This is a genomic window from Sagittula salina, from assembly GCF_017813235.1.
GTDB classification, from domain to species: Bacteria; Pseudomonadota; Alphaproteobacteria; order Rhodobacterales; family Rhodobacteraceae; genus Sagittula; species Sagittula salina.
In genome coordinates this window covers 19,738-32,177 of record NZ_JAGISH010000019.1, presented here as the reverse complement: position 1 = coordinate 32,177, position 12,440 = coordinate 19,738, and the positions used below count along the sequence as shown (strand labels likewise).

At 65.0% G+C, this 12,440-nt stretch carries 11 protein-coding genes; 7 read left to right on the top strand and 4 right to left on the bottom strand.

Translation table 11 applies throughout. The annotated features are described in order from the left end of the window. Nucleotides 1–29: 29 nt before the first annotated feature. Together rhaS and J5474_RS20920 are read right to left on the bottom strand one after the other, a co-directional pair. A complete protein-coding gene (gene rhaS / locus J5474_RS20925) occupies nucleotides 30–1,028 on the bottom strand; it encodes a rhamnose ABC transporter substrate-binding protein (RefSeq protein ID WP_209363744.1) in 999 nt (332 codons plus the stop codon). Nucleotides 1,029–1,081: 53 nt separating this feature from the next. Next, nucleotides 1,082–1,882 carry a DeoR/GlpR family DNA-binding transcription regulator gene (locus J5474_RS20920; protein WP_209363742.1) on the bottom strand — a complete coding sequence of 267 codons (801 nt, stop codon included), beginning with the start codon at nucleotides 1,880–1,882 and terminating at the stop codon, nucleotides 1,082–1,084. Between the two features lie 185 nt (nucleotides 1,883–2,067). Here J5474_RS20920 and J5474_RS20915 point away from each other — a divergent pair, with 185 nt between their 5' ends. After that, the gene (locus tag J5474_RS20915; RefSeq protein ID WP_209363740.1) at nucleotides 2,068–4,167 is read left to right on the top strand and encodes a bifunctional rhamnulose-1-phosphate aldolase/short-chain dehydrogenase; all 2,100 of its coding nucleotides are present in this window, start codon (nucleotides 2,068–2,070) and stop codon (nucleotides 4,165–4,167) included. A gap of 87 nt (nucleotides 4,168–4,254) precedes the next feature. Continuing rightward, nucleotides 4,255–5,487, top strand: a complete 1,233-nt coding sequence (locus J5474_RS20910; protein ID WP_209363739.1) for an L-rhamnose isomerase — start codon at nucleotides 4,255–4,257, stop codon at nucleotides 5,485–5,487. 132 nt (nucleotides 5,488–5,619) lie between these two features. Here J5474_RS20910 and J5474_RS20905 read toward each other — a convergent pair whose 3' ends face one another. Together J5474_RS20905 and J5474_RS20900 are read right to left on the bottom strand one after the other, a co-directional pair. After that, complete coding sequence (locus tag J5474_RS20905) at nucleotides 5,620–6,369, bottom strand: TSUP family transporter (RefSeq protein WP_209363738.1); 750 nt, start codon at nucleotides 6,367–6,369, stop codon at nucleotides 5,620–5,622. 6 nt (nucleotides 6,370–6,375) lie between these two features. Next, entirely contained in the window at nucleotides 6,376–7,080 is a 705-nt protein-coding gene (locus J5474_RS20900) for a FadR/GntR family transcriptional regulator (RefSeq protein ID WP_209363737.1), read from the bottom strand. A gap of 196 nt (nucleotides 7,081–7,276) precedes the next feature. Here J5474_RS20900 and J5474_RS20895 point away from each other — a divergent pair, with 196 nt between their 5' ends. The 5 genes from J5474_RS20895 to J5474_RS20875 all read left to right on the top strand — a co-directional run bounded on the left by J5474_RS20895 (nucleotide 7,277) and on the right by J5474_RS20875 (nucleotide 12,389). Further along, nucleotides 7,277–8,197, top strand: coding sequence for an alpha/beta hydrolase (locus J5474_RS20895; RefSeq protein ID WP_209363736.1), 921 nt, complete (start codon nucleotides 7,277–7,279; stop codon nucleotides 8,195–8,197). Between the two features lie 170 nt (nucleotides 8,198–8,367). Beyond that, entirely contained in the window at nucleotides 8,368–9,399 is a 1,032-nt protein-coding gene (locus J5474_RS20890; protein WP_209363735.1) for a Bug family tripartite tricarboxylate transporter substrate binding protein, read from the top strand. A 73-nt stretch (nucleotides 9,400–9,472) separates the two neighbouring features. Further along, complete coding sequence (locus tag J5474_RS20885) at nucleotides 9,473–9,982, top strand: tripartite tricarboxylate transporter TctB family protein (RefSeq protein WP_209363734.1); 510 nt, start codon at nucleotides 9,473–9,475, stop codon at nucleotides 9,980–9,982. Beyond that, a complete protein-coding gene (locus J5474_RS20880) occupies nucleotides 9,973–11,499 on the top strand; it encodes a tripartite tricarboxylate transporter permease (protein WP_209363732.1) in 1,527 nt (508 codons plus the stop codon). The genes J5474_RS20885 and J5474_RS20880 overlap by 10 nt, the downstream gene beginning before the upstream one ends. Nucleotides 11,500–11,501: 2 nt before the next feature. Continuing rightward, a complete protein-coding gene (locus tag J5474_RS20875) occupies nucleotides 11,502–12,389 on the top strand; it encodes a fumarylacetoacetate hydrolase family protein (RefSeq protein WP_209363730.1) in 888 nt (295 codons plus the stop codon). The last annotated feature ends 51 nt before the right edge of the window (nucleotides 12,390–12,440 follow it).

The window sequence follows — 12,440 nt, the reverse complement described above, 5'->3', positions numbered from 1 at the left end:
CCGGGGCGGAGGAGATCAGAGCGGGGAGATCAGAAGATGCTCTTGAAATCCTCGATGTTGGAGGCGTCGTAGACGAACGGATCGGCCATCGCGCCCTCGGTGTTCTCATCCAGCGTCAGCGTGCCCATGCGGCCCATGGGTATCTCCGCGCCCGGCGCGGCCTCGGCCTGATCGGTGGCCAGCTGGTAGGCCAGCATGGTTGCGGAATAGCCCAGGTCGATCGGGTTCCAGATGGCAAAGGACTTCGACGCGCCGCTTTCGATGGCGCCGGCCATTTCGGAGGGCAGGCCAAGGCCGGTGACATTGACCTGACCCACCTTTCCGGCGTCCTCCACCGCGCGGGCGGCGGCGACGATGCCCACGGAGGTCGGCGCGATGATCGCGTCGAGATCAGGATAGGTCTGCATCAGGCCGGTGGCCTCGCGGTAGGATTTGTCGGCCAGGTCGTCGCCGTAAACGGTGCCCACGACCTCGATTCCCTTGTAGTTGTCCATCACCTTGTTCATCTCGTCGATCCAGGTGTTCTGGTTCGTGGAGGTGGTGGTGGCCGAAAGCACCGCGACCTTGCCGCCCTCGGGCAGTTCGTCGGCGGCGAGCTTGATGATCATGTTGCCGATCAGCGGGTTGGACGAGGGGTTCAGGTGCAGCTCGCGGCCTTCCGGAGCCACGCCGCTGTCCCATGAAATCACGGTGATGCCGCGCTGCATCGCCTTTTTCAGGGCGGGCACCAGTGCGTCGGTGTCATTGGCGGAAATGGCGATGGCGTCGACCTGCTGGGCGATCAGGGCGTTGATGACCTCGATCTGGCCTTCGGCGGTGGTGTCGGTCGGGCCGGTGTAGATCACCTCCACGTTGCCGAGTTCCTGCGCCGCTTCCTCCGCGCCCTTGGCGGCGGCCTCGAAAAAGCCGATGCCGAGCGCCTTTACCACCAGCGCGATGCGCATCGGGTCCTCGGCCTGGGCCGCGCCCGCCGCCATGAGCGCCGTGGCCATCGCCGCGCCGCCAAAGAGTCTGCGTGTCAGTTTCATGTCAGTTCCTCCCGAAAAATCCTCTGCGGTTGTGCCGCGAGGGGTTGCGGACGCTAGCCTGCGTCCGATTTCTGCGCAGCGCCGCCGGGCGCCACGATCAGCCGGATTTCAGCGGCCTCCAGCATTGCCGCCTGCCGGTCGGTGATGCCTTCGTCCGTGATGACGATGTCGATACGCTCCAGCGGGCACAGCACGAGGCTGGAACGGTTGTCGAATTTCGAACTGTCCACCAGAACCACCAGCTCATCCGCCTGACCGATCAGCTTTTCCTCGGCCTGGATCAGCAGGGGGTCGCCTTCCATCAGGCCGATGGGGGCCAGCCCGTGCGCGCCCATGAACATGCGGCGGGCGTAGAAATGCTGGGTCATATCGTTGCCGAAGGGCGACAGGATGATGTTCTGCTCGCGGTAGATCGCGCCGCCGGGCACCATCACGGTATTCTTCGAATGCCGCAGCAGGTGTTCCGCGATGGGAAAGCTGTTGGTCAGCACCTGCAGGCGGCGGTTCACCAGCGGATGCACCATCTGGAAGGTCGTCGTGCCGCCGTTGATGATGATCGGCTCGCCGTCCTCACACAGCGCCACGGCTTCCTTGGCTATGGCCTGCTTGGCCTCGGCATTGATCGTCTGGTTGACGCTGAAGGGGCGGCCCGCAAGGCCGGGCAGGGCAGGGGGGGTCAGCGCCTCCGCCCCGCCGCGCACCCGGCGCAGGCGTCTGGATGCGTCAAGCGTCGCGATGTCGCGGCGGATCGTCGCCTCCGAGGTTTCCGTCAGCGCGACCAGTTCCGCCACCGTGACGATGGGGCGTTCCTGTACTGCTGACAGAATGATCCTGTGGCGTTCCGTTTCGTGCATCGTGTCCTCCCGTTTCTCTAAAATGCCCGATTCAGCGTATCGGTCAATCATTTTCTTTCAGTTTCGATCATACTGCGGCGCAGCATGATCGATATTGATTGGTTTTGGTTGACTTCCCGTCCGATCCTGCGCAATCTCGCGCTCAGCGAAAGGCCGCACCGCGCGGCGTTCATGGGAGGATTATCATGTTGACCCGCGCCGAAAACCGGCTTCAGAATCTGTGGGATGACGCCCGCGCCGCAGGGATGGGCGAGGCCGAGAAGCTGCTCTATCGATCCAACCTTCTGGGCTCTGACAAGCGAATCACCAACTACGGCGGCGGCAATACCTCGGCCAAGGTGATGGAAACCGACCCCCTGACCGGCGGGCAGGTCGAGGTCCTTTGGGTGAAAGGATCTGGCGGCGACGTGGGTTCGATCAAGATGGACGGTTTCGCCACGCTTTACATGGAGAAGCTCCACGCGCTGAAGGGCAAGTATCGCGGCGTCGATTTCGAGGACGAGATGGTGGGCTACCTGCCGCATTGCACGTTCAATCTGAACGCGCGGGCGGCGTCGATCGACACGCCCTTGCACGCCTATGTGCCCCGCAAGCACGTCGACCACATGCACCCGGACGCGATCATCGCCATCGCGGCGTCAAAGAATTCGAAGGCGCTGACGCAGGAGATCTTTGGCAATGAAATCGGCTGGCTGCCGTGGAAGAAACCGGGTTACGAGCTGGGCCTGTGGTTGGAGAAATTCTGCAAGGAGAACCCGGAGGCGAAGGGCGTCGTGCTGGAAAGCCACGGGCTGTTCACCTGGGACGACGACGCGAAGGCCTGCTACGAACTGACGCTGGAAATCATCCAGAAGGCGATGGACTGGTTCGCGGACCGGACTGCCGGGCAGGCGGGATTTGGCGGTGCGGTGCACGAGAGCCTGCCTGCGGCGGAGCGGCGCGCGGTGGCGGCGCGGCTGATGCCCGCAATCCGGGGCTTTGTATCGGGCAACCAGCACATGGTCGGCCATTTCGAGGACTCCGAGGCGGTGCTGGAATTCGTGAACGCGAAGGACATGCGCGCCCTCGCGGCGCTGGGGACCTCCTGCCCCGACCACTTCCTGCGGACAAAGATCCGGCCGCTGGTGATCGATTTCGACCCCGCGCAGGGCAATGTCGACGCGGTGCTTGAGGGGCTGGCCGACCAGATCGCCGCCTACCGCGAGGACTACGCCGCCTATTACGCGCGTTGCAAGCACGCCGACAGCCCCGCGATGCGCGACCCGAACGCCGTGGTCTACCTGGTGCCGGGCGTCGGCATGATCACCTTTGCCAAGGACAAGGCGACGGCGCGGATCTCGGGTGAGTTCTATGTCAACGCGATCAACGTGATGCGCGGCGCCTCGGCTGTCAGCGAATACGTCGGCCTGCCGGAGCAGGAGGCGTTCGATATCGAATACTGGCTGCTGGAAGAGGCAAAGCTGCAGCGGATGCCCAGGCCCAAGTCGATGGCGGGCCGCGTGGCGCTGGTCACCGGCGGGGCGGGCGGCATTGGCATGGCCACGGCAGAGCGGTATCTGGCCGAAGGCGCCTGCGTCATGCTGGCCGACATCAACGCGGAGGCACTGGAGACCGCGCAGGACGCGCTGACCGGGCGCCATGGCCGCGACGTGGTACGATCAGTCGAGATGAACGTGACCGACGAGGCAGCGGTGGAACGCGCCTATGCGGAGCTCGCGGTGGAATACGGCGGGATTGACATCCTCGTGTCGAACGCGGGCATCGCGTCGTCGGCGCCGGTGGAGGAAACCACGCTCGCGCTCTGGCAGAAGAACATGGACATCCTGTCAACCGGCTACTTCCTCGTCTCGCGCGAGGCGTTCAAGGTGATGCGCGCGCAAGGCATGGGCGGCTCGGTCGTTTTTGTCGCGTCGAAGAATGGGCTGGCGGCCTCGCCCAATGCCTCGGCCTACTGCACGGCGAAGGCGTCGGAAATCCACCTCGCGCGCTGTCTCGCGCTCGAAGGGGCGGGGGCGGGCATCCGGGTCAACGTGGTGAACCCCGACGCGGTGCTGCGCGGCTCGAAGATCTGGGAGGGCGAGTGGCTGGAACAGCGCGCCTCGACCTACGGCACCGACAAGGACGGGCTGGAGGAGATGTACCGCCAGCGGTCGCTGCTGAAACGGTCGGTGCTGCCGGAGGACATCGCGGAGGCGGCCTATTTCCTGGCCTCGGACCGGTCGGCCAAGTCCACGGGCAACATCATCAACGTGGACGCGGGCAACAAGGAAGCGTTCACGCGATAAGGCGGGTGTGGGGCCAGACCCATCCTGAAGGAGACGAGGGCGCGCGCGGGGCCGGGGAGGCCCCGCCGCCGTCCGGGGAGGATTTACATGACTTACGAACAGGCCCGCGCGGCCTATGCGGACTGGGGCGTGGACACGGAGGCCGCGCTGCGGACACTCGCCACGATTCCGATTTCCATGCACTGCTGGCAGGGCGACGACGTGAAGGGCTTCGAGGCGGCCACGGGCACCTCGGGCGGGGGCATTCAGGCAACGGGCAACCACCCCGGCCGCGCCCGCACGCCCGACGAATTGCGCGCCGATCTGGAATTCGCCTACGCGATGATCCCGGGGCGGCACCGGCTGAACCTGCACGCCTGTTACCTCGACAGTGACGAGCGCCCCGACCGCGACGCGATCGAGTTCCGCCATTTCGCGCCGTGGGTGGAGTGGGCGCAGGGGCAGGGGGTGAAGCTGGACTTCAACCCCACCTTCTTTGCCCACGAGAAGGCCGACGACAACCTGACGCTGGCGCATCCCGACAAGGGCATCCGCGATTTCTGGATCGAGCACGGGCGCCGCTGCCGCGAGATCGCGGATGCCATGGGCGCGGCGCAGAGCGGCGAATGCGTCAACAACATCTGGGTGCCGGACGGGTCGAAGGACAATCCGGTGGACCGCATCGGCGCGCGGCGGCGGCTGGAGGCCTCGCTGGATGCCATGCTGGATGGCCCGCGCGACAACGTGCTGGACGCGGTGGAATGCAAGCTCTTCGGTATCGGGGTGGAGGCGATGACCGTCGGCAGCCACGAATTCTACATGGGGTACGCGATCCGCAAGGGCACGGCGCTTTGCCTCGATATGGGGCATTTCCACCCGACCGAGAACGTCGCAGACAAGGTGAGCGCCGTGGCGCTGTCGGTGCAGGACATCCTGCTGCACGTCTCACGGCCAATGCGCTGGGACAGTGACCACGTGATCCTGCTGGATGACTCGATCCGCGCCATGGCGCAGGAACTGGTGTTCGGCGATCTGCTGGGGCGGGTTCGGATCGGGCTCGATTTCTTCGACGCCACGATCAGCCGCACGGCGGCCTGGGTCATCGGCACGCGCAACATGCAAAAGGCGCTGCTGGAGGCGCTGTTGATGCCGCGCGACCGGCTGGTGGCGGCGGAGGAGGCGCTGGACTTCACCACGCGGCTGATGCTGACCGAAGAGTTGAAGAGCCTGCCGGCCGCCGCCGTCTGGGCCGAGTTCTGCGCCCGCGAAGAGCGCCCCGTCGGGGCGGAACTGGTTCAGAGCCTGTCGGGCTACCAGTCGACGGTCGCCGCGCGCGGCTGATGTGGCGCGCCAAGGCCCGGTCCGCCAGTGCCAGTCCCAGTTTCACTGCTTGGGCCATTGGTAGGGCCGGTGCCTGATCCTGTCGCGGCGGCGGACCGGGCCTCGGCGCGCGGGGCATGGGGTCTTGCAGGCTCAGAGGTAGCCGGAGATGCCCCGTGCCAGGTAGATCAGTCCGATGGACAGGAGGATGTAGCGCGTGTAATCGCGGAACCGCTTGTCGCTGAGGCGGTCGAGAACGGGCCTGGCAAGGGTGGTCCCCAACACCGCCGCCGCCAGCGCGATAGCCACGACAGGGATCGTCAGCCCATCGGTTTCATGCGCCGACACGGACGCGAGCATGCCGAAATAGACGATCTTTGTGGTGTGGGTCAGGACCTGGCAGCACGCCTTGGTGGCAACGATGGCCCTCCGGCCGATGTCCGTGTGGACAAAGTAGACATCCAGCATCGGCCCGGACACGCCGGAAACCAGCTGCATGGCCGTGCAGATGAAGCCGCAGCATTCGGCCCCGCCGCGCGCCGTTGCGCGCGGAACGAACCGGTCGGGCATGAGTAGCGGAACGACCGGCGCCAGCCCCAGCAGGATGTAGACCAATCGCTGATCCGGTACGAAGCTGATCAGCGAAAACAACCCCGCCGCGGCGAGCAGGCCCAGCGAATACCGCAGGACGATCCGGCGCTCCGCGTGCTCCCGCCACAGAACCGCGCGCCATCCGTTGGAGGCAAGCTGCGTGATGCCGTGCAGCATCATCGCCCCGGCCACCGGAAGAAGCATCAGCAGGCCGCCCATCAGGATCATTCCGCCCGCCATGCCGAATACCCCGGCAATGAAGGAGGTGGAAACAACCAGCAGGGCAAAGAAGGACAGGACCGTCACGGCCATTCGGTGTCAGGCCCCGAAGAGGTTCTGGCGGACAGTCACGAGGTGCGTTTCGATCGCCTTTTCGGCAAGGCGGGCGTTCCGCGACTGGAGCGCGTCGAGAATCCGGCCGTGTTCCTGACTGTACAGCTCGCGCCGCTCCGCCGTGATGCTGCCTTTCTTCAACTCGCCCCATTCCGCGCTGTCGCGGGACTGGGTGATGATCCGGAACAGGTCGATGATCAGCCGGTTGTGCGTCGCGTCGGCCAGCATCTGGTGAAACTGGCCGTCCCAGTACTCGAAGGTCACGAAGTCGGCGGCCCTTTCGGATTCCGTGAACGCCCGGCGGACGGCTTCGATGTCGGCCTTGTTGGCATGCATCACGATCAGCGAGGCAAAGCGCGGTTCCAGCAGCATCCGGGCTTCCATGATTTCGCGCGGGCTGTAGTCCTCGATCTCGACGGGACCGGCGCTGCGGGTTTCCCTGGGGGCCGCGTCGGCGACGTAGGTGCCGCTGCCGATGACCCGGACGACCTTGCCCTGCGCCTCGAGTCGCGCCATCGCCCGGCGCACCGCGCTGCGGGACACCTTCAGGTCCTCGGCCAGCGCGCGTTCCGTCGGCAGGCGCGTGCCGGGCAGTACCTCGGGCTTCGACAGGAGATCCTCCAGCCGATCTTCGACCGGGTCAATCCTGACGCCCTGTCCCGTCTCTTCGGGAGCGTTGTTGGTGATCATGTCCCGCGGTTCCTTCGCAATCGCATGGGGGTCTGGGGCGCATCGCCCGGTTCCCTTTATGACAGATAGATAAAGTGTTGCGCCAAGGTCAACCAATACCCTATAACGCGATCATTGGGCAACCATTTTGCGGCAGGATTCGACAATTGGTTGAACACAAAAACAGCAGTATCACCGATAGGGAAAGGAAACGATCATGGCCCAACTCGAGGCGCAAGCAACGGCCACAGGCACGGAGCACTGGACGAAGAAAGGAGATGTGAACCTGTTTCTCTGGAACAAGGCGCCGGCTGCAAAGCCCAGGGGCACGGTTCTTTTCGTCCACGGTTCTTCCATGGCGTCGCAGCCCACCTTCGACCTGCAGGTGCCGGGGCGGCCGTATTCTTCCGTGATGGATTGGTTCGTGGACCAGGGCTATGACACCTGGTGCGTGGATATGGAGGGCTATGGCCGCTCCGACAAGACGCGCGACATCACGTCCAACATCGCGGACGGGGCCGACGATCTGACGGCCGCATCGCAGTACATCATGGAAACGACCGGCGCGGAGCAGTTCTACATCTACGGGATTTCTTCGGGCGCCCTGCGGGCTGCGGCCTTTGCCGAACGGCACCCGGAGCGGGTCGCAAAGCTGGCACTGGACGCCTATGTCTGGACCGGGGAGGGTGCCCCTACCCTTATGGAAAGGCGCAAGAAACTCGACCAGTTCAAAGCGATGAAGCGTCGCCCGATCGACCGCGATTTCGTCTTTTCGATCTTCAACCGCGATCACCCGGGCACAGCCGAAGACAAGGTCGTGGACGCGTTCGCCGATGCTATTCTGGCGCTCGACGATTCGATGCCGACCGGCACCTACGTCGACATGTGTTCGCGCCTGCCCATCAACGATCCGGCAAAGCTGACGATGCCGACAATCGTCATGCGCGGCGAATATGACGGCATCGCGGCCATGGACGACCTGCTGAAGTTCTTTGCGTTGCTGCCGCACCCGAACAAGCAGTTCACGGTTATGCAGGGCATCTCTCATGCGTCGTTCCAGCAGAAGAACTACATGATGGTCTACCAGATCCTTCAGAGCTTCTTCGAGCAGCCGGTGCCGGTTTACACCGGCGACTGATCCGGCACGGCGTGTCCCCGGGTTGGAGGAGCCGGGGGCGCGCCTGGAAAATTGGCTGCCCAAAAGCGAACCAAACAAATAATGGTTTACATATTGGTCAGCCTGCCCATTACTGAGCGTGAAGGCGAAACGACTCGTTTTCGCCTTTCAACGAAAAGGGAGGAAAACACATGAAACAGACGAAACTGAACGCCGCTGGGCGAATCGGACGCCGCCGCTTTCTTGCCGGTGCGGGTGCAGGGGTGGCCGCCGCGGCCTCCGGCGGCCTTCTGGCGCCGGGCATGGCGCTGGCGCAGGGCTTCCCGGACCGCAACATCGACATCATCATCCCGACCGGCGAAGGCGGCGGCGCTGACCGCGACGCGCGCGCCTTCGCATCGATCTGGGGCAACCACCTGCCAACCAATTTCCAGTTCGGCTATTACCCCGGCGCCGCCGGTCAGGTGGGCTACGAATTCTACATGAGCCGCGAGCCGGACGCCTACTCTCTGATCTTCGCCAACCTCGGCCCCGAAGTCATCATGCTGGAACTGCAGGGCACGGGCATCACCGTCGGCAAGGACATCGTCTATGTCCAGCAGACCCTGTCCGAGCCGATGGCTGTCTGGGTCGGCCCGCACAGCCCGTTCCGCACGCTGGAGGAACTGGTCGAGGAAGGGCGCCGCCGTCCGCTGACCGTGGCGGTCAGCCGCCTGCCGCATCCTGCGTCCATCGGGATGCTTGCGCTTGGCGAGGAACTGGGGATCGAGATCATTCTGGTGCCCTACGGCGGCGGCAACGCGACGGCCATGGCCGCCATCACGATGGAGGTCGACTGCGCCGCCCTGCCGGTGACCAATTCGATCGTTCTGGCGGATCAGTCGCTGGTCCTGGGCGTCTTTGCCAAGGAGAACGTGGCGCCGGAGGGCACCGACAATGCGCCGACCGTGAACGCCGCGCTCGGCACCTCGCTTCCCGCCCTGACGTCGTCGCGCGCCTGGGGTGTGCACCGCGCCGCCTATGACGCCTACCCCGAGCGCGTGGCCGCCCTGGTTCAGAGCATGTCCGCGACGCTTGCCGACCCGGCTTACGTCGCCGCCGTGGAGGGCACCGGCGTTCCGCCCGTCTTCATCGACCCGGGCAACGAGGCGGAGGCCATGGCCTCGGCGCAGGCCACGATCGAACTCGCGCGCCGCTACCGGGACCTGCTGACGGGATCCTGACCCGCGCAACCTGAACCGGACGGCGGCACGGCTGCCGCCGTCCCATGGCGCACGAAATCAAGCGAGCAACGTAATGTCTGATGACAATCCATCAGGCAGGAAGCAGGTCGGATCCGATCTGGTCATTCCTGTCGTCGGCATGGCCTATGCCGTCTACTATGTCTACTCGGTCTGGGAATTTCCGCCCGAGGCGCAGCGCAGTGGCTTTTTCCTTGCGGGAATGCTGGTTGTCCTCGGCCTGATCTTCTTTGCACGGATCGCCGTGCTGGCCCTCCGGGGGCAGGTCGAGCTGGAGTTCCACGCCCTTCTCGGGCCGCCAGAGGGCCGGCTGAGGCGGCTTGGCTTCGTTGGGCTGATCGGCGCCTACCTGCTGACGGTGCAGACGCTCGGCTTCACGCTGACCACCTTCGCCTTCCTGTTCCTCGGGTCGCTGGTCGCGGGGCTTGAGTCGATCCGCCGGGCGGCGACGTTCGCCGCCGTGGCGGCGCTGTCCGGCTGGCTGTTCTTCATCGTTCTTCTTGGCACACGTTTTCCGATCGGGCCGTTCGAAACCCTCATGAATCAGGTGATGCCATGGAGATGAACGCAGCGGGTCTGGCCGAGCTCTTTCTCTATTCGGTCTCGATGTGGTGGCTGATCATCCCCGCCGTGTTCATCGGCATTCTCATGGGGGCGATTCCGGGGTTCGCAGCGCATAACACGATCATCATGCTGCTGCCGCTGACGCTTGCGGTGGATGTTGATCTGGCGCTGACCTTCATGGTGGCGCTGTATTGCGCCAGCCACCTCGGCGGGGGGATTCCGGCGATCCTGCTGAATATTCCCGGAACCGGGGGCGCCGCCGCGACAACGCTGGATGGGTATCCGATGTCGCAGCAGGGCAATGCATCGCGGGCTTTGGCGCTCAGCTTCGTGGCCTCGATCAGCGGCGGGCTGATCACCTCGGCCGTGACGCTGTTCATGCTGCAATACCTGTCGCAGGTCGGTTTCTACGTCCGGTCCGTCGAGATGGTCGTGGTGATGCTGTTCGGCCTGGCGCTGATCGCCGCCATCGCCGCGCGGGACATGATCAAGGGCCTGATCGCGGGCGCGCTTGGCCTGATGCTGGGTGCGATGGGCGCCGACCACATCTATGCGACGCCGCGCGGGACCTTCGGTATCCTGGAACTGTTCGACGGGGTGCCGCTGGTGCCGGCGCTGATCGGTCTCTTTGCGATCTCCGAGGCGCTGATCATGCTGGAATCGCGCACCATCGCGCCTGCGGCCAGCGCGCGAGCGATGCCCAGCTGGTCGCAGACCTTCCGCGAAATCCTCGGGGCGTTCCGCCACTGGTGGCTGATGCTCTGGACGTCGTTGCTGGGGCTGGTGATCGGCGTGCTGCCGGGCGCCGGGGCCTCGATCGCCTCCTTTGTCGCCTACCAGCAGGCGCGGGTCTTCTCCAGGACGCCGGAGGCGTTCGGAACCGGGCACGAGCAGGGGGTCGTCGCGCCGGAGGCCGCGAACAACGGGGTGACGACGGGCACGCTGGTGCCGCTGCTCGCCATTGGCGTGCCGGGCGGGAGCACCGCAGCGGTGATGATGGTCGTGCTGCAGTTCCACGGGGTGCCGTTCGGCCCGCGCCTGTTCGTGCAGGACCCGGTGCTGGCCTATGGCGTCATCATGTCGATGTTCGTGGCCTACGTGTTCATGCTGTTCACTCTGTTCCCGCTGACGCGTTACCTGTCGCGGATCACGGTCGTGGCGAATTACTACATGGCGCCGATGATCGTCGCCTTCACGCTGGTGGGTGCCTTCGTGCCGCGGAACTTCATGGCGGATCTCACGATCGCCGTCGCCTTCGGGCTGCTGGGATATGTCGCCCGCAAGACCGGCTACAATGTCGCCGCGATCCTGATCGGCGTGATCCTCGGCCCGCTGCTGGAACGGTCGTTCCTGCTGTCGATGCGGATTTCCGGCGGCGACTGGACGGTCTTCTTCTCGTCGGTCATCGGCAACGTGCTGTGGGGGCTTCTCGCAGTGACGCTTCTGGCCTCGCCGACAATGAACCTGCTGCGCAATTTGCGCAGCGCCCGCAATACCCAAAGCAAGATGGAGCACTGAAGATGCGCATTGTAACCGTTCAGCGTGGCGAGGATCAGCTTGTTGCGATCGAGGCACCGCAGGGGGTGATCCCCCTGGCCGATCTGCCCGGCGACCTGCCCGCAACCGCCCTGGACGTGGTGAGAGGCGGACCGGACGCACTCCAGCGTATCCGCGATGCGCTGGATGCCACCGATACCGCGCCGCTGGCACCGGGGAGCTTTCGGCTGCTGGCGCCGATCCCGCGACCCGCGAAGAATATCGTCTGTGTCGGAAAGAACTACGTGGAGCACGCCAGGGAGTTCCAGGGGTCGGGGTTCGATTCCAGCTCCGGCGGACAGGAGGTGCCCGATCTGCCGATCATCTTCACCAAGGCGCCGACCTCCGTGGTAGGCCCCGGCGCGGATGTGATCGCGAGCCACGATGCCGATGGCACGCTGGATTACGAGGGCGAGCTGGGTGTGGTGATCGGCACCGGCGGGCGCGGCATCACAAAGGATCGGGCCTATGACCATGTGTTCGGCTACACGGTCATCAACGATGTCACGGCGCGGCAGGCCCAGAGTGCCCACAAGCAGTGGTTTCTGGGCAAGTCCTGCGACACCTTCTGCCCGATGGGTCCCGCCATCGTCACTGCCGACGAGGCAGGTGCGGTGACGGATCTGCACCTGACGACGAAGGTGAACGGGGAATTGCGGCAGGATGCGGTGGTGCGCGATCTGATCTTCGACATTCCCACCATCATCGAGACGATCTCGCGGGCGATCACGCTGGAGCCGGGCGACATCATCGCCACCGGCACGCCGGTGGGGGTCGCGCTCGGCTTCACGCCGCCGAAATACCTCAGGGCGGGCGACGAGGTGGAGGTAGAGATTTCCGGCATCGGCGTCCTGCGAAATCGCATCGTCTGACAGTGGCCCTTCGGGGCCACTTTTCCGCCCAGGCCACGCATGACGCGCGCC